Genomic DNA, 16,235 nt, shown 5'->3' on the forward strand with positions numbered 1-16,235 from the left:
CCGGGGGTCAGATCCTCCGCCATCGGCCGTTGCGGAACACCTCGCGCCACGGCGGGACCACCTGCCCGCGGGCAGCCATGCGGCGGCGCAGGTTGCGGCGGCTCACCAGCATCCCGGTGATCCCGGCGAGGATCAGCGGGATCTGCACCGCGAAGGCGATGCGGAAGGCCTCCAGGTCGTAGGCACCGTCGGGACGCAGGGCGTCCAGCACCAGGCCGATCACCAGGATCGCCACCAGGCCGCCGACGAAACCGCCCATGATCACCACACCGGTCGCGGTGCCCAGGCGGTGCCGGGCCAGGTCCGTGCGCGGGAAGTCGAAGCCCACGTTGGAACCGGGACCGCCGATCGCCAGGCCTGCCACCAGCACGATCAGCAGCCACATAGGGGCGGGTCCCGGCCAGAGCACCAGGGCGATCAGCGGCACCAGGATGGTGGCGATGATCAGCAGCACCAGGGTGGAGCGGCGCAGCGGGTGGCGCTGGGTGAGCGCGCCGATCACGGGCCCGGAGACGATGCCCGCGATCACCAGCACCGTCATCACCCCGGATGCCACCGGCAGCGGCAGCCGCTCCCCCGCCGTGAGGTACGGGAACCCCCACATCATGGAGAACACGATCCCGGGGAACCCGGAGGTGAGATGGGTGAAGAATCCGAGCTGGGTGGCGGGGTGACGGAGGATGCGTCCCAGCACCAGGGGGATGCGCCGAAGGTCCTGCTTCACGGTGGGACGGCGCATCCCGGGTGGGGTGGCTCGCACCAGGAGCAGTGCCAGCAGCGCTCCGCAGGCCGCCACCCCGGCAGAGGCGGTGAAGGCCGGGGTCCACCCGTGCAGGGACAGGATCATCACGAAGGGCACGGCGGAGGCGATCTGCCCCACCTGGCCCAGGATCCCGGTGAGCTGGGTGAGGATCGGGACCCGGGCGGCGGGGAACCAGGCCGGCACCAGGCGGATGGCACTGGAGAACGTGAGGGCGTCCCCCGCACCCACCACCACTCGCGCCAGGATCGCCACGGTGACGGTGTCGGCGTGGGCCAGCAGCAGCTGACCGGCGGCCATCAGCACGGCGCCGGCGGTGAGCGTGACCCGGGAGCCGTACCGGTCCAGCAGCAGGCCGGCCGGGACCTGCGCCAGCGCGTACACCAGCAGCTGCACCACCACGAAGGTGGAGACGATGGTGGCGGAGGCGCCGAAGCGCTCGGTGGCGTCAAGTCCGGCCACACCCATGGTGGTGCGCTGCAGCACTGCCGAGGCGTAGGCGAGCACGGCCGCGATCCACACCACGTAGGCCCGCGGGCCTCCCAGACGTGGCGCGCTGACGCTGCTCATCCGCTCTGCTCCTTCCTCGATCCGGCCCGGTCCTGCCGGTCCGCCGCCAGGAGGGTACGCCCAAGGGCCGCTCGGGGCGTACCGGCCCCCGTGGGTTGCCGTGGACCGTCGGCGCCTCTCAGGCCTGCGCGTCGCGCTCGCGCCACTGGCCGCAGATGTCGATCAGCAGGTCGTTGGCCTCCTGCTCGGCGATGGTGGCACGCACGCCGTCCACCCCATAGGCCCGTAGCACCAGGCCGCGCTGCTCGGCGAAGGCGGCGAACTGCGCGCTGCGCTCGGCCAGCGGGAAGTACAGGAAGTTGCCCTGGCTCACCGGCAGCTCCCAGCCCTGCGCCCGCAGTGCATCGGCCACGCGCGCGCGTTCCTCACGGATCCATGCGGCCCGCTGCTCGAGCTCGGCCATCACGGCCGGCTCGCAGCTGGCCAGGGCCGCGGCCTGGGCCAGGGATCCCGCTCCGAAGGGCACGGTGACCTGGCCAAGTGCACGGGCCAGCCGGGGGTGGGCCACGGCGTAGCCGATCCGCAGGCCCGCCAGGCCCTGCATCTTGGAGAAGGTGCGCAGCAGCACCACGTTGGGATGGTCGCGGAAGATCGTGGCGGTCTCGGCCACGGAGTCGGGGTCGTGGAACTCCCGGTAGGCCTCGTCCAGGGCCACCACCACGTGCTCCGGCACCCGGCTCAGGAAGACGCGGATCTGCTCGGTGGTCAGCGAGGGCCCGGTGGGGTTGTTGGGTGTGCACAGCAGCACCAGGCGGGTGCGGTCGGTGATGGCGGCGGCCATGGTCTCGAGGTCGTGCTCGAAGGTGGCGGTCAGGGGAACCGGGACGCTGACCCCACCGTGGGAGCCCACCAGGATCGGGTAGGCCTCGAAGGAGCGCCAGGCGAAGACCACCTCGTCGCCGGGGTCGACGACGGCGCGCACCAGATCGCCGCAGACGGCCACCGAGCCCGTGGACACGGCGATCTGCGTGGGGTCCACGCCGTGCAGGGCACCGAGCGCCTCCCGCAGGGCCACCGCACCCATGTCGGGGTAGCGGTTCGCGCTGTCCATCGCGGTGATCACGGCCTCCCGCACCGCCGCGGGCGGAGGGAACGGCGATTCGTTCGAGGAGACCTTGAACCGAGGGCCTGCCCCGTTGGCGGCGGGCTTGCCGGCCACGTAGGCGGGCAGCGCCTCCAGCGCGGAGCGCAGTCGGATCGACTCGGAGCGCGGTGTAGCGGTCATGGCCTCAGGTTATGCCCGGTCGCGATCGCCGTACCGGGCGGGCCGAGGGATGGGCTGTGCATGCACTCTGCATGCCACCTATGCTTGGTGCATGACAACGATCCAGGTGCGCAATGTTCCTGAGGAGACCAGTCGGGCACTCAAGGCGAAGGCCGCGCTCGAGGGCAAGTCGCTGAGCGACTACCTGCGCGACGAGCTCGAGCGGCTGGCCACGCAGCCCAGTCGCGCCGAGCTGCTGGCCCGCATCTCCGAGCGGGGGCGGCGTGAGCTTCCACCGGCAGAAGCTGTGCTGGCCCAGCAGCGGCCGAGCGCATGACCCTCGTGGTCGACGCGTCGGTGGTCGCCGAGGTCCTGCTCGGCACTGCTCGGGGTGCATCTGCCGTTCCGCATCTCGAGGGCCACGATCTGATCGCACCCCAGCACCTCACCGCCGAGGTGGCCTCTGTTGTGCGGGGCTGGTCCTTGGGCGGCCATCTGACCGAGGACGACGCGCTACGGGCGTTCCGTGAGTTCCAGCAGCTGGGTGTGGAACAGGTGCCGATGATCGACCGGCTGCCTGCCGTCTGGGCACTCCGGCACAACCTCACGGCCTACGACGCGATGTACGTGGTGCTGGCACGCGTCATCGGCTGCCGCCTGCTCACACTCGATGCCCGTCTGGCCGCGGCAGCGCCCGATTGCGCCAACGTTCCCTGACGGTTCCTGCCGCGGTCTCGCTGCGATGCCGAGGCGGTAGCATGGCAGCAACGGCGTCTCAGGCATCCAGCAGCGCGCGGATCTCGCGCACCACCAGCTGCGGTTCGGTGATCGGCACCATGTGCCCGGAGCGATCCGCCTCCACCACATGCCCGCGCGGGAGGCTTTGCGCGCTGAGCCGGTGCGCCTCGTTCAGCAGTCGCCGCATCCGGTCGTCGAACTGGCTGGTGGAGGTGCCGGAGATGATCGTCACGGGTGCCTCCCCGAGATCCGGCGGCGAGCTGAGCAGGCCCCGCATCTCGCGGGTGAACATGCGGTTCTCGGCGATGGTGGCGCGGGCGGCGGCGAGCGTGGAGGAGGCGCGGGCCGCGGCGTCACGATCGGCCGACGGGAGACCCTCGAGGATGGCGCGGCCCAGCGGCTGCAGCAGCCCGGTGAGGGCCAGGGGCATGTACAGCAGGTCCTGCAGCACCCCGCTGGCACGGGTGGATCGGGCGAAGTAGAGGTCGCAGTTCTCGTCGGCGGGGTCCACCAGCACCACGCCGGCGGGTGGGGCGCCTCGGGCGGCGAGGCGGGCGGCGAGGGTGCGCACGATCGGCCCGCCCCAGGAGTGCCCCACCAGCAGCAGGCGGTCGTGCGGGACGACATGGACCACGGTCTCGAGGTCATCGGCCAGGCGCTGCAGGGTGCGCGGGGCCGGATCAGGATCGCTGCGCCCGTGGCCGGCCCGGTCGTAGGCCAGGACCAGGGCCTCCGTGGATGCGGCGAGAGCCCGTTGCACGGGTCCCCAGAACCGCCCGCTCACGCCCAGTCCCGATTCCAGCACCACCAGGGGGCGGAGCGAGGCCGACCCGGATGGGACGGCATGAGTCTTGGCCGCCGCCTGGGTCGGCTCCCCGGTCGACGTCACACCCGCCCCGGTTCGACGCAGGCCGTATATGTGCAGGGCGCGGCCGTCCGGGGTGCGGACGATCGTGGACAGCCGAGCAGTCGAACTCATGCATGCACGGTATGCGCCGAGGCCCTCCGTTCCCAGAGGGCCGCACCCCTTGCGGGAGCTCGGCACGGGCGAAACAATGTAGGTACGTAACTACATCACGGGGAGGGCACTATGACAACTGTGACGTCTCGCCAGTTCAACCAGGACGTGAGCGCCGCCAAGCGCGCCGCTGCGCACGGGCCGGTCGTCATCACCGATCGCAGTGAACCGGCGTTCGTCCTCCTCACCTTCGAGGAGTACAGGCGCCTCACGCAGGGCGGCATGGACGATCTCCTCAACCGGCTCAGGATGAGCGAGGACGTGGATGTCGAGTTCACCCCTGCACGGATCGACACGAAGGTGCCGGAGTTCTGATGCATCTCCTGGACACGAACGTCATCAGTGAGATCCGGAAGCCCTCTGCTGATACGAACGTGGTGGCATGGTTCCGGGAGCAGGAGCCCACCGCACTGTTCCTGAGCGCCATCACCATGTTCGAGCTGGATCTGGGAGTGCGCAGGCTCGAGCGCCGCGATCCCTTGCAGGGCGCTGCCCTGCGCAGATGGCTGGACGGCGCTGTCCGACAGTCCTTCCACGGCCGAGTGCTCGCGGTCGACGAACTGGTGGCACGGCGTGCCGCAGCACTGCAGGTGCCTGACCCGCGCCCTGACCGGGACTGCTTCATCGCGGCGACCGCCCTCGCTCACGGCTTGCGCGTGGTGACCCGGAACACCCGGGACTTCCAGCATCTGGAGGTCGAGCTGGTCAACCCCTGGGATGCCTGACCGCCTCGGGACATGCACTCCACCGAGCTCACCTGGGACACTGGTCCCATGCGCTTCCTAGGACAACTCATCGTCACAGCCCTCGCCCTGTGGGTGACCGCGCTGATCCTGCCGGGCATGCACCTGGGCGACGACAGCGCCCCGCTGCTCACCCAGGTGCTCACCATCGGCGCGATCGCCCTGATCCTCGCCCTGGTGACCACGATCGTGCGGCCCATCCTCTCGCTTCTGGCCCTGCCGATCACCTGCCTCACCCTGGGCCTGTTCCAACTCGTCATCAACACCCTGATGCTGCTGCTGACCAGCTGGATCTCGGCCCAGTTCGGGCTGACCCTGCAGTTCGACTCCTTCTGGTGGGCGCTGCTGGCCGGCATCGTGATCGGCGTGCTCTCGGCGATCGTGGAGGCCGTGACCGGGCTGGGTGACGGCGAGCGCCGCGAGGCCTGAGCAGCGAGCTGGACCCGGTCGCTCGGGGGTGCGGACCTCCCGGCCGGCCGGGCCCGAGGTGATGGGACAATGGTCCCCATGGCCCACTCCTTCGCCGACATCACTCCGCCGATCGCGCTGACCCCGCTGGACGGGCGCTACCGCGCACAGGCCGCGCCCCTGGTCGATCACCTCTCCGAGGCGGCCCTGAACCGCTCCCGCCTGGTGGTGGAGACCGAGTGGATGATCCACCTGCTCGACGCCGGCGCGATCCCCGGCCTGCGCACACTCACCGAGGACGAGATCGCGCTGCTGCGCGCCATCCCTGAGGACTTCGGCGCCGAGGGCATCGCCGAGCATGCGGAGATCGAGAAGGAGACGGTCCACGACGTCAAGGCGATCGAGTACTACATCAAGCGTCGCCTGGCCGGCACCTCCCTGGAGCCGCTCGCGGAGGTGGTGCACATCTTCTGCACCAGCGAGGACGTCAACAACCTCTCCTACGCGCTGATGATCAAGGGCGCGATCGAGCGGGTGTGGCTGCCGGCGCTGCGCGAGGTGATCGATGACCTCACCACCCTGGCCCGCGAGACCGCAGAGGTGCCGATGCTCTCGCGCACCCACGGCCAGCCCGCCACCCCCACCACCCTGGGCAAGGAGATGGCGGTGTTCGCCCACCGCCTGGCGCGGCAGGTGCGCCGCATCGAGGCCGATGAGTACCTGGGCAAGATCAACGGCGCCACCGGCACGTACGCCGCCCATGCGATCTCCGTGCCGGGCACGGACTGGCAGCAGGTCTCCCGCAGCTTCGTGGAGCACCTGGGGCTCACCTGGAACCCGCTGACCACGCAGATCGAGTCCCACGACTGGCAGGCCGAGGTGTACGCGGATGTGGCCCGCGCCGGCCGGATCCTGCACAACCTGGCCACCGACATCTGGACCTACATCTCCCTGGGATACTTCCGCCAACGGCTCTCCGCCCAGGGTGGCACCGGGTCCTCCACCATGCCGCACAAGGTGAACCCGATCCGCTTCGAGAACGCGGAGGCGAACCTGGAGATCTCCGGGGCGCTGCTGGACTCTCTGTCCCAGACCCTGGTCACCTCGCGTCTGCAGCGTGACCTCACCGACTCCACCACCCAGCGCAACATCGGCCCGGCGCTCGGGCACTCCCTGCTGGCGATCTCCAACATCCGTCGGGGGCTGGCCGGCCTGGATGTCGACGGGCAGGCCATGGCCGCCGATCTCGAGGGCAACTGGGAGGTGCTGGGCGAGGCCGTGCAGTCGGTGATGCGCACCCTGGGGGTGCAGGGCGTGGACGGCATGGACAGCCCCTATGAGCGGCTCAAGGAGCTCACCCGCGGGCAGCGGGTGGACGGCGCGGCGATGCGCGAGTTCATCGAGGGGCTCGGACTGCCGGAGGCGGAGCGGGAGCGGCTGCTGGAGCTGACCCCACACACCTACGTCGGCTACGCGGCCCGCCTGGTGGACCACCTCGAGCAGGCCGAGGGGGAGGACAGTTGATGAACGACGACATTCCGCCCGTGGCTCCCGTCGAGCCCGCGGGCTCGTCCGGTCCGGTGGCTCCTGTCGGAGGCCCCGGTGCCGCCGGCTGCTGCGGTGGCTCGAACCATGCTCCAGAGTCCGACCACGGCCGGCACGGTGACCCCGGCTACCAGGGATCCAAGTCCGCCTACCTGCGCCGGCTGAAGCTGATCGAGGGACAGGTGCGGGGCGTGCACCGCATGGTGGAGGACGATGCCTACTGCATCGACGTGCTCACGCAGGTCTCCGCGGTCACCAAGGCCCTGCAGTCCGTCGCGGTGGGGCTGGTGGACGACCACGTGCACCACTGCGTGCACGCCGCAGCGCAGTCCGGTGACGCCGCGGAGCTGGACCGCAAGATGGAGGAGATCATGCAGGCCGTGAAGCGGCTGATGAAGTGACCTCGCCTGGCTACGAGAGAGCCGGCTCCCACGCGGCCGGCCCCGGAACACCGCCGGGCCTGCCCGGCCAGCGTCCGCTGCCCCGCTCCTTCTTCGACCGGCCCGCCCTGGAGTTGGCGCCGCTGCTGCTGGGCTGCGTGCTCGTGGGCCGCGGGGTGGCGCTGCGCATCACGGAGGTGGAGGCGTACGTGGGCGCGCAGGACCCCGGCTCCCACGCGTACCGGGGCCGCACCGCGCGCAACGCCACGATGTTCGGGCCGCCCGGCCACCTGTACGTGTACCGGCACATGGGCCTGCACTCCTGCATGAACATCGTGGCCGACGCCGAGGGCACCGCCACCGGGTGCCTGATCCGGGCCGGTGAGGTGATCGCCGGCCAGGAGATCGCCCTCGAGCGCCGACGTGCCTCCGGGGTGTGCCGCAGCGAGCGGGACCTGGCGCGGGGACCGGGCCGCGCCACCGTCGCCTGCGGCGTGACCTTCGCCGATGACGGCCTGGACCTGTGCAGCGGCGGCGAGTTCCACCTGACGGGCCGTGCGGATCCGCGGGATCAGGTCGATGAGGAGCATCCGGGCGTCGGCCGCTCCGGTCAGGAACCCCTCATGCCGCATCCGCGGCTCGCCGTCGGCCCGCGCATCGGGCTGCGCGAGGAGGCCTCCCATCCCGAGCGCTTCCCGTGGCGGTACCGCATCGCCGGGGACCCGACCGTCTCCGGGCCGGGGGCGCTGAACCGCTGAGAGCAGTCCTCCCCGTGCGCTGCGGGGCGCGCCCGGCTGCGACGAGGACCTGCGCGGATGCTGACCCGGCTGCGGGTGCGCTCAGCCGATCGGCCGGGAGAAGTCGAACACCAGGCCGGGGGCGGCATCGACGGCGACGCAGGCGGACCGCTCCCCGAAGTCCATGTCCTGCGGTTCGCGCACGGCCACCGCGCCGCGCTCCACGGCCTGGCCGAAGGCGGCATCGACATCGGCGGCCGACAGGTGCAGCACCAGGTGGCCGGTGACGCTCTCCCCTGGTGCCGGGGCGTTGATCCACAGGGGGATGCCCGTGGGGAGGGCGAGCGAGGCGAAGGTGCCGAAGTCGCTGTCGACCGTCCATCCGAAGGTGCGGTGCAGGGCCTGCGCCGCTGCGGAGGGGTCCTCGAGGATCACGGTCACGGCACGGATTGCTGACATGGTCACTCCTTCGATCACGACGTCCGAATCGGAGGGCATGCTCAGCGGGGCCGCACGGACAGGGAGTCGATCGCGGCGTCGGCCGGCAGGCGCAGGGCCAGTCCCACGGTCGCGGCGACCGTCTGGGGCCGCATGTAGTCCTCCTCCTGGTACTCGCCGCCCTCGAAGCTGCGCAGCTCTCGCTGCATGTCGGTGGCGGTGCGCCCGGGGTGCACGGAGGAGACCCGCACCCCGTGCTCCTTCTCCTCGGCGCGCAGGGCGTCCGTGAGGGCCCGCAGCGCGAACTTGGAGGCGCTGTAGGCCCCGCCGGCCGCGCCCGAGGTGTACCCGGAGCCGGAGTTGATGGTGACCACGGTGCCGCGGGCGGTGCGCAGGGCGGGCAGCAGCCCTCGGGTGAGCTCGGCGACCGCGGTGACGTTCAGGGCGAAGGAGCGGGTCCAGTCCTCGGCGGTGAGCTCCTCGACGGTGCCACTGACCAGGATCCCGGCGGAGTGGACCACGCCGTCCAGGCCATGGGGCAGCTCCAGTGCGCCCACCGCATCGGCCAGGGAGGCCGGGTCGGAGAGGTCCGCGACGAAGGGCTCGGCCGAGGGGAGCTCGGAGACCAGGCTCTCGAGCGCGTCCCGGTCGCGGCCGCCGAGGATCAGGTGATGATCGGCGGCGAGCTCGTGGGCGATGGCGCGGCCGATGCCGCGGGAGGCACCGGTGATCAGGACGACGGGACGGTTCTGGGAGGGAGCATCGGTGGTCATCCCTCGAGTGTTGCACGGTCACGGGTGGGTGCGGCACGGTCACGGGTGGGTGCGGCGCGGTCACGGGTGGGTGCGGCACGGTCACTCCTGCCGGCCGGTGGGAGGATGGGGCCGTGCAGCCCGCCGCCTCCTCTTCTGCCCCGTCCCGTATCCAGCTGCTGCTGGGCCTGGAGATCTTGGTGGTGCTGGCGCTGTCCCTGGGGCGCTCGGCGTTCTACTCGATCATGGCGCTGATCGACGCGTTCACGCGGGGGCCGCTCAGTGAGCAGAGCACTGCGCTGAACCGGTCCGCCTCCGAGCGGCCCTGGTTCGATCTGGTGTACCAGCTGGCCGATGCGGTCTTCACCCTTGCCCCCGTGGCCCTGGTCCTGCTGCTGCTGACGGTGACCGGCACCCGGGCCGTCCAGGCGCTCGGCATGGATGCGCGGCGCCCTGTGCGGGACGCGCTGTGGGGCGTCGCACTGACGGCCTGCATCGGGCTTCCGGGCCTGGCGATCTACTACCTGGGCCGGGCCCTGGGGGCCACCCTCGAGGTGATCCCCGCCGCCCTGGACCAGCACTGGTGGACGGTGCCGGTGCTGATCCTCCACGCGCTGAAGAACGCGCTCGTGGAGGAGGTGATCGTTGCCGGGTACCTGGTGCTGCGGCTGGAGCAGATGGGCTGGCAGCCGGTGGCGATCACCGCCACCTCGGCGCTGCTGCGCGGCGCGTACCACCTGTACCAGGGGATCGGGCCGGGACTGGCCAACATGCTGATGGGGGTGGTGTTCGCCGAGTGGTTCCGGCGCACGCGCCGCACCATGCCGCTGATCATCGCCCACACCCTGCTGGACGTGGTGGCGTTCGTGGGCTACGCGCTGCTGCGCGACGTGATCAGCACCTGAGGGCCGAACCCGGAGCGAGCCTCGGCTGCCAGCACACGTGGCCCGCGGCCGTTCATCGAGCCGCGAGGTTCAGAGCACGTACGGCTCTGCATCCCCATCGGACTCCATGGGCAGGCCGGACTCGAACCACTGGTCCATGCCGCCGCGCACGTTGATGGCGTCATAGCCGTTGCCGTTGAGCCACTGGGTGACCTGGACACTGCGACCGCCGGAGCGGCACACGATGTACAGGTCGCCGTCCTCGGGCAGCTCCCCGAGCTTCTCCAGCAGGGAGCTCGCCGGCAGGTGCTGGGCACCGGGTGCATGCCCGGCATCCCATTCGGCCTGCTCGCGCACGTCGATCAGCTGGGCGCCCTCCGGCACCTCGGTCGGGGCGACGGTCTCGATTTCCATGTCGTCCACCCTACGCGCCGCACCCACCAGCCATGAGACCCTCCTGGCACGGTGCAGGATGCCGCGGTCGTGGCCCCGGGTCCCGCATCGACGCGGTCATGGCATGGGCCCCGGTGTCAGGCGGCGCGCAGTGCCGCTCGCCGCACCACGGGCGCCGAGACCACCACGGCGGCGATCACCATGGCGTAGGCCCCGATCACCCCGAGGAAGTACAGCCCTGCGGTGCGCACATCGGCCGCTCCCCCGCCGAACACGGTCAGCAGCACCAGGCCGGCAGTGAAGGTGGCCACCACGGAGCTCAGCAGCACCGGCAGTGTGATCTCCGCGAGGCGGGCGCGGTGCAGCTGGGGCACCTCGGCACCGGCGATGTGCTGGGCCCGGATCCGCGGGGCGTGGTCGATCACCCGGGCGGTGTGCGCCACCCCCGTGGTGACCGCAGCGAGCACGGCAGCGATCCCGAGGGTCAGCAGACCGCCGGTGTGCAGGGCGGTGGCCAGCATCTGGTCCCCGGGCGTGGAGGGCTCGATGGTGGCGATGATGGTGAGGAACCCGGCGATGACCATCGCGAAGGTGATCCCGGAGACTGCCCTCCACCCGGCGCGGGGGTCTGCGGCCAGACGGCGCGCGCCCACCAGCAGGGCCGGGGTGGGGGCGAGGGCCGCCGTGATCCGGGCGACGATCCACACCAGGAACGGACCGACGACGTTCATGCCGGCCACGATGAGGGCCACGAAGCCGATGGCGATCAGCATGCCGAGCGCCGAGCCGTCGGCGTCCATCATCGGCATGATCTGCATGAAGGCCACGAAGCCGACGATCACCACCGCCCAGATCAGCAGGCGCAGCACGGACATCCGCACCGTGCGGGACTCACGAGCCACCCCCAGGGGGCTCAGCACCACCCCGGCCAGGGACACCGCGCCCGAGGCAGCCGCCAGCAGCACCACACCGGCGATCAGCAGCGGATAGGCCCACCAGGGCAACAGCAGCTCCCCCACGGTGAAGGGGGTGATCCCGAAGTCCAGCGCGGTCAGCGGAGGTGCCACCAGCATGTGCAGCACCACACCGGCCGCGGCACCCAGCAGGGCCTGGGCGGCCACGTCGAGGACGGCGATGCCCCCTACCTGGGCGGTGGTGCCTCCGACCAGGCGCATGGCGGCGAGGTCGCGCTCGCGCCGGGCCAGGGAGAGCCGGGCGGCGGATCCGCCCAGAGCGATGGCGCTGGGCACCAGCAGGACGGAGGCGAACACGGCGCACAGCATCAGCAGCGGCATCAGTTCGGCTTCACCGGTGAGAGGGCCACTGGTGTCGGCGGGGATGCGGCGGGCGAAGGCCGCGGCGCCCCCGATCACGGTGGCGATGATGGCGGTGGCCGCGGTGAAGGCGATCACCGGCAGGGCGTCGGCGAGGGCGCCGCGACGGCGCAGCAGCAAGGGCGCTGCGGAGACCAGGGCGGTCATCGCACACCTCCGATCCCGTCGGTCGGGCGGTGGAACTCGCGCTCGATGCGACCGTCACGCATGGCGACGGTGCGGAGGCAGGCCGTGGCCACCGAGGCGTCGTGGGTGACCATCACCAGGCTCGCCCCGGTGTCGTGGCAGGCCTGCACCAGCACCCGCAGCACGGCCTTTCCGGTGGTCTGGTCCAGGGCACCGGTGGGCTCGTCGGCGAACACCACCGAGGGGCGGCCGGCCAGAGCCCGGGCGATCGCCACGCGCTGGGCCTGACCACCGGAGAGCTGGCCCGGCCTGCGGTCGTGCATGCCCTGCAGGCCCAGGCGGTCCAGCCAGCTGCGGGCCTCGGTGGCAGCGGCACCGCGGTGGATGCCGCCCAGCATGCGCGGGAGCATCACGTTCTCGGTGGCGGTGAGCTCGGGCAGCAGCTGCCCGTCCTGGAACACGAAGCCGAAGGCGCTGCGGCGCAGGCGCGTACGGCGGCGATCGCTCAGGGAGGCCAGGTCGGTGCCGTCGTGCAGGACGGTGCCGGAGGTGGGGCGGAGGATCCCGGCGAGGGTGTGCAGCAGCGTGGTCTTGCCGCAGCCGGAGGGTCCCATCACCGCGATCGAGTCGGCACGGGCGATGTCGAGGTCCACGCCGTCCAGGGCGACGGTGCCGGCGCCACCCTCGCCGTAGCTCTTGACCAGGCCACGAGCACTGAGCACGGGAACCGGGCGCGGATCGGCGAGCGGAGCGGGGGTGCCGTGGTGCACGGCTGCGGAGGTGGCTGCGGGCGTGGGACCGGTGGACCCAGAAGGAAAGGCGGTCAGTGATGCTGTGTTCATGGAACCCAGCCTGGCTGGGGTCCCCCCAGGCACGCGTCGGCCCCGGGAGCCATTTCCCGGGGCCGATGTCAGACCGTGGTCGCAGGCCGTCGTCGGACCGCTGAACGAACCATCCGGGTGTCAGGCCCTGTCCGTCTGCCTGATCTCCTACCGCTCGTCCCTCGCAGTACCTCGAACAGGCCCCGTTCGTCTGGCTGATCTCCTACCGCTCGTCCCTCGCAGTACGTCGATCAGACCCAGTTCGTCTGGCTGATCTCCTACCGCTCGTCCCTCGCAGTACCTCGAACAGGCCCTGTCCGTCTGGCTGATCTCCTACCGCTCGTCCCTCGCAGTACGTCGATCAGCCGAAGCGACCGGAGATGTAGTCCTCGGTCTGCTTGTGCGCCGGGTTGGTGAACATCTTCTCGGTGTCATCGATCTCGATCAGGTGGCCCGGCTTGCCGGTGCCGGCGATGTTGAAGAAGCCGGTGCGGTCCGAGACGCGGGAGGCCTGCTGCATGTTGTGGGTGACGATCACGATCGTGTAGTCCTGCTTCATCTCGTGGATGAGATCCTCGATAGCGAGGGTGGAGATCGGATCGAGGGCCGAGCACGGCTCGTCCATCAGCACCACCTCGGGCTTGACCGCGATGGTGCGGGCGATGCACAGACGCTGCTGCTGACCGCCGGACAGGCCCAGGCCCGGCTTGTCCAGACGGTCCTTGACCTCCTCCCACAGGTTCGCGCCGCGCAGTGAGCTCTCCAGCAGTTCGTCGGCGTCCTTCTTCGCGAGGCGACGGCTGTTGAGCTTCACTCCGGCCAGCACGTTGTCCCGGATCGACATGGTCGGGAACGGGTTCGCCTTCTGGAACACCATGCCCACGCGCCGGCGCACGTTCACCGGGTCCACGCGGGGGTCGTAGATGTTCTCACCGTCGATCTGCACCCGGCCCTTGGCGTATGCACCGGGGATCACCTCGTGCATGCGGTTCAGGGTGCGCAGGAAGGTGGACTTGCCGCAGCCCGAGGGGCCGATCAGGGCAGTCACCGAGCGCGGCATGATCTGGACGTTGACGTCCTCCACGGCCAGGAAGTCGCCGTAGTAGATGTTGAGGTCCTCGACGGTGATGGGCAGAGGTGCGGCCATCGCAGTTCCTTTCGCTGGAGGGCGTCAGCTCAGCGGCTGATCTTCGGAGAGAAGTAGTGGCTGACCAGACGCGCGATGATGTTCAGCACCATCACGATGATGATCAGGGTGAGGGCCGCCGCCCAGGCGCGGTCGATGTTCGTGGTGACCGAGCATGCGTACACCTCCTGGTTGACCGGGTTGGTGACGGTGTCATTCATGCAGTTGGCGCTGCCGTTGCGGTACTGCTGGTTGATGTACGTGGGCAGCGTGGCCATGCGACCGTCGAACATGCTCCAGTTGATGGAGGTCACCATGCCCACCGTCAGCAGCAGGGGCGCGGTCTCGCCGATCACGCGGGCGATCGCCAGGGTGATGCCGGTGGCCAGACCGGCCACTGCGGTGCGCAGCACCACGCGCACGATGGTCAGCCACTTCGGCACGCCCAGGGCATACGCGGCCTCGCGCAGGTCCATCGACACCAGGCGCAGCATCTCCTCGCTGGAGCGCACCACGGTGGGGATCATCAGCAGCGACAGGGCCACCGAACCCATGATGCCCATGCGCACGCCCTGCTGGCCGTCCGGAAGGAACGCCAAGAACAACGACAGGCCGAACAGGCCTGCCACGATCGAGGGGATGCCGGTCATCACGTCCACCAGGAAGGTGACGCCCTTGCCCAGCACCCGGCGCCAGCCCTGATCGGCGTACTCCACCAGGAAGATCGCGGTGAACAGGCCGATCGGGATGGAGATGACCGAGGCCCACAGCGTGATCAGCAGGGTGCCGATGGTCGCGTGCAGCACGCCACCCGCGTCCGCGCCGCCGATGATGCCGGACATGTCGTTGGTCCAGAAGGCGAAGGGCGTGGGTGAGGCTGCGATGACGCGGGCACCACCGCGGGAGATCACCTCCCACAGCAGCGAGACCAGGGGGAACATCGCCAGTGCGAACGCGCCGATGACGATCAGCATCATCAGGCGGTCCATCGCCCAGCGGCGGCCCTCGCGCACCAGCGAGTACAGGTAGCCCATCACCAGGTGCAGGATGAATCCCAGGATCAGCATCGAGGCGATCGAGAAGGCGTCCAGCGCCAGCAGGAGAACGGCTGCGATGGCCGCGCCGACCAGACCGGTGAAGACCAGGTGGTACCACGGCAGGCGGCGCTCCCCGCTGGAGCGCATCATCGTCGGGGTCTCGTTGTCGATGGCGGTGCTCATGGTGACCTCAGCTCTTCGGGCCGCTGCGGGCGACGATGGCACGGGCGATGGCGTTGATGATGAACGTCAGGACGAACAGCACCAGGCCCGTGAAGATCAGCAGGGACATGTCGACCCCGGAGGCCTCGGCCTGGCGCGAGGCGATGTTGGCGGCGATCGACTGGTGCCGTCCCACCTCGAGGATGTGCCAGGAGAACGTGGCGCCGGGGGCCAGGATCATCAGCACCGCCATGGTCTCGCCGAGCGCGCGGCCCAGGCCCAGCATGGAGGCGGCGACCACGCCGCTGCGCCCGAAGGGAAGCACGACCGTCTTGATGACCTCCCACTTGGTGGCACCGAGGGCCAGGGCGGCCTCCTCGGTCAGGCGGGGGGTCTGCAGGAACACCTCGCGGGCAATCGCGGTGATGATCGGCAGCACCATGACGGCGAGCACCACGGATGCCGAGGCCAGGTTGCGCATGGGGGCGGTGGGATCGCCGGCGAACAGGGCGACGACCGGTTCCCCGCCCACCCACGGCAGGAAACCCGGCCAGCGCGGCCAGGTGCCGAAGGTGCTGTTGAGGAACATGTACAGCGGCTCGAGCCTGGGCACCAGCCAGATGCCGCCCCACAGGCCGTAGACCACCGAGGGCACGGCCGCCAGCAGGTCGATCATGTAGCCCAGGCCCTGGGCCATCTTGCGCGGCGCGTAGTGGGAGATGAACAGCGCGATCAGCATCGAGATCGGGATCGCCATGATCAGCGCGATCACAGCGGCCAGCACGGTGCCGAACACGTACGGCGCCGTGTACTCGATCAGGGAGAACTCGGCGGTCCCCTCGAACTCCTGGCTGGCCCGGATGGCGGGCCACGCCTCGAGGGTCAGGAAGATCGCCACGGCGGCCAGGGTGAGGAAGATCAGCAGGCCGGAGCCGATGGAGAGATTGGAGAACACGCTGTCGCCGAACCGACGACCGCTGCGCTTCATGGAGCCGGTGGGCGCTTCCGCAGCTTCGGGCGTGACGTCAGTGGTGCTCACAGTGACCTTCCTCGGAAATC

20 protein-coding genes are annotated in these 16,235 nt (G+C 70.4%); 9 read left to right on the forward strand and 11 right to left on the reverse strand.

The genetic code is table 11. The features are described 5' to 3' along the window. Positions 1 to 7: 7 nt before the first annotated feature. Together M4D54_RS06205 and M4D54_RS06210 are read right to left on the reverse strand one after the other, a co-directional pair. Positions 8 to 1,330 carry a nitrate/nitrite transporter gene (locus M4D54_RS06205; RefSeq protein ID WP_259890729.1) on the reverse strand — a complete coding sequence of 441 codons (1,323 nt, stop codon included), beginning with the start codon at positions 1,328 to 1,330 and terminating at the stop codon, positions 8 to 10. Between the two features lie 118 nt (positions 1,331 to 1,448). Beyond that, positions 1,449 to 2,555, reverse strand: a complete 1,107-nt coding sequence (locus M4D54_RS06210) for a histidinol-phosphate transaminase (RefSeq protein WP_193865317.1) — start codon at positions 2,553 to 2,555, stop codon at positions 1,449 to 1,451. A 91-nt stretch (positions 2,556 to 2,646) separates the two neighbouring features. On the opposite strand from M4D54_RS06210, the gene M4D54_RS06215 reads away from it, so the two are divergent. Together M4D54_RS06215 and M4D54_RS06220 are read left to right on the forward strand one after the other, a co-directional pair. Next, the gene (locus tag M4D54_RS06215) at positions 2,647 to 2,871 is read left to right on the forward strand and encodes a FitA-like ribbon-helix-helix domain-containing protein (RefSeq protein WP_193865316.1); all 225 of its coding nucleotides are present in this window, start codon (positions 2,647 to 2,649) and stop codon (positions 2,869 to 2,871) included. After that, complete coding sequence (locus M4D54_RS06220) at positions 2,868 to 3,251, forward strand: type II toxin-antitoxin system VapC family toxin (RefSeq protein WP_193865315.1); 384 nt, start codon at positions 2,868 to 2,870, stop codon at positions 3,249 to 3,251. Before M4D54_RS06215 ends, M4D54_RS06220 begins: the two co-directional genes overlap by 4 nt. 58 nt (positions 3,252 to 3,309) lie before the next feature. Here the strand turns inward: M4D54_RS06220 and M4D54_RS06225 are convergent, their stop codons facing one another. After that, the gene (locus tag M4D54_RS06225) at positions 3,310 to 4,251 is read right to left on the reverse strand and encodes an alpha/beta fold hydrolase (protein WP_193865314.1); all 942 of its coding nucleotides are present in this window, start codon (positions 4,249 to 4,251) and stop codon (positions 3,310 to 3,312) included. A gap of 111 nt (positions 4,252 to 4,362) precedes the next feature. Between M4D54_RS06225 and M4D54_RS06230 the strand changes: the two genes are divergently transcribed. The 6 genes from M4D54_RS06230 (at position 4,363) to M4D54_RS06255 (ending at position 8,124) form a co-directional block, all read left to right on the forward strand. Continuing rightward, complete coding sequence (locus tag M4D54_RS06230; RefSeq protein WP_193865313.1) at positions 4,363 to 4,605, forward strand: type II toxin-antitoxin system Phd/YefM family antitoxin; 243 nt, start codon at positions 4,363 to 4,365, stop codon at positions 4,603 to 4,605. Next, positions 4,605 to 5,015 (forward strand): type II toxin-antitoxin system VapC family toxin, encoded by a 411-nt coding sequence (locus tag M4D54_RS06235; RefSeq protein ID WP_193865312.1) that lies wholly within the window; start codon positions 4,605 to 4,607, stop codon positions 5,013 to 5,015. The genes M4D54_RS06230 and M4D54_RS06235 overlap by 1 nt, the downstream gene beginning before the upstream one ends. Before the next feature lie 12 nt (positions 5,016 to 5,027). After that, a complete protein-coding gene (locus tag M4D54_RS06240; RefSeq protein WP_228018941.1) occupies positions 5,028 to 5,462 on the forward strand; it encodes a phage holin family protein in 435 nt (144 codons plus the stop codon). Positions 5,463 to 5,540: 78 nt separating this feature from the next. After that, a complete protein-coding gene (gene purB / locus M4D54_RS06245) occupies positions 5,541 to 6,965 on the forward strand; it encodes an adenylosuccinate lyase (protein WP_259890730.1) in 1,425 nt (474 codons plus the stop codon). Next, positions 6,965 to 7,387 carry a metal-sensitive transcriptional regulator gene (locus tag M4D54_RS06250; RefSeq protein ID WP_193865310.1) on the forward strand — a complete coding sequence of 141 codons (423 nt, stop codon included), beginning with the start codon at positions 6,965 to 6,967 and terminating at the stop codon, positions 7,385 to 7,387. The genes purB and M4D54_RS06250 overlap by 1 nt, the downstream gene beginning before the upstream one ends. Then, on the forward strand, positions 7,384 to 8,124 hold the full coding sequence (locus M4D54_RS06255) for a DNA-3-methyladenine glycosylase (RefSeq protein WP_259890731.1): 741 nt from the start codon (positions 7,384 to 7,386) through the stop codon (positions 8,122 to 8,124). The genes M4D54_RS06250 and M4D54_RS06255 overlap by 4 nt, the downstream gene beginning before the upstream one ends. An 81-nt stretch (positions 8,125 to 8,205) precedes the next feature. Here the strand turns inward: M4D54_RS06255 and M4D54_RS06260 are convergent, their stop codons facing one another. Together M4D54_RS06260 and M4D54_RS06265 are read right to left on the reverse strand one after the other, a co-directional pair. After that, positions 8,206 to 8,562, reverse strand: a complete 357-nt coding sequence (locus M4D54_RS06260) for a VOC family protein (protein WP_193865309.1) — start codon at positions 8,560 to 8,562, stop codon at positions 8,206 to 8,208. A gap of 41 nt (positions 8,563 to 8,603) precedes the next feature. Beyond that, positions 8,604 to 9,314 carry an SDR family oxidoreductase gene (locus tag M4D54_RS06265; RefSeq protein WP_193865308.1) on the reverse strand — a complete coding sequence of 237 codons (711 nt, stop codon included), beginning with the start codon at positions 9,312 to 9,314 and terminating at the stop codon, positions 8,604 to 8,606. A 113-nt stretch (positions 9,315 to 9,427) separates the two neighbouring features. Here M4D54_RS06265 and M4D54_RS06270 point away from each other — a divergent pair, with 113 nt between their 5' ends. Continuing rightward, positions 9,428 to 10,198 carry a CPBP family intramembrane glutamic endopeptidase gene (locus M4D54_RS06270; protein WP_259890733.1) on the forward strand — a complete coding sequence of 257 codons (771 nt, stop codon included), beginning with the start codon at positions 9,428 to 9,430 and terminating at the stop codon, positions 10,196 to 10,198. A 69-nt stretch (positions 10,199 to 10,267) separates the two neighbouring features. Here M4D54_RS06270 and M4D54_RS06275 read toward each other — a convergent pair whose 3' ends face one another. From M4D54_RS06275 to pstC, 6 genes are all read right to left on the reverse strand, one after another. Next, the gene (locus tag M4D54_RS06275; protein ID WP_193865306.1) at positions 10,268 to 10,591 is read right to left on the reverse strand and encodes a rhodanese-like domain-containing protein; all 324 of its coding nucleotides are present in this window, start codon (positions 10,589 to 10,591) and stop codon (positions 10,268 to 10,270) included. Positions 10,592 to 10,707: 116 nt separating this feature from the next. After that, a complete protein-coding gene (locus tag M4D54_RS06280) occupies positions 10,708 to 12,051 on the reverse strand; it encodes an FtsX-like permease family protein (RefSeq protein ID WP_259890734.1) in 1,344 nt (447 codons plus the stop codon). Further along, the gene (locus M4D54_RS06285; protein WP_193865304.1) at positions 12,048 to 12,872 is read right to left on the reverse strand and encodes an ABC transporter ATP-binding protein; all 825 of its coding nucleotides are present in this window, start codon (positions 12,870 to 12,872) and stop codon (positions 12,048 to 12,050) included. The genes M4D54_RS06280 and M4D54_RS06285 overlap by 4 nt, the downstream gene beginning before the upstream one ends. Before the next feature lie 340 nt (positions 12,873 to 13,212). Then, on the reverse strand, positions 13,213 to 13,998 hold the full coding sequence (gene pstB, locus M4D54_RS06290) for a phosphate ABC transporter ATP-binding protein PstB (protein WP_193865303.1): 786 nt from the start codon (positions 13,996 to 13,998) through the stop codon (positions 13,213 to 13,215). Between the two features lie 29 nt (positions 13,999 to 14,027). Beyond that, entirely contained in the window at positions 14,028 to 15,197 is a 1,170-nt protein-coding gene (gene pstA, locus M4D54_RS06295) for a phosphate ABC transporter permease PstA (protein ID WP_193865302.1), read from the reverse strand. A 7-nt stretch (positions 15,198 to 15,204) separates the two neighbouring features. Continuing rightward, positions 15,205 to 16,215 carry a phosphate ABC transporter permease subunit PstC gene (gene pstC / locus M4D54_RS06300; RefSeq protein ID WP_193865301.1) on the reverse strand — a complete coding sequence of 337 codons (1,011 nt, stop codon included), beginning with the start codon at positions 16,213 to 16,215 and terminating at the stop codon, positions 15,205 to 15,207. Positions 16,216 to 16,235 lie beyond the last annotated feature (20 nt).

Source organism: Brachybacterium sp. p3-SID1565 (genome assembly GCF_025143785.1).
Taxonomy (GTDB): Bacteria; Actinomycetota; Actinomycetes; order Actinomycetales; family Dermabacteraceae; genus Brachybacterium; species Brachybacterium epidermidis.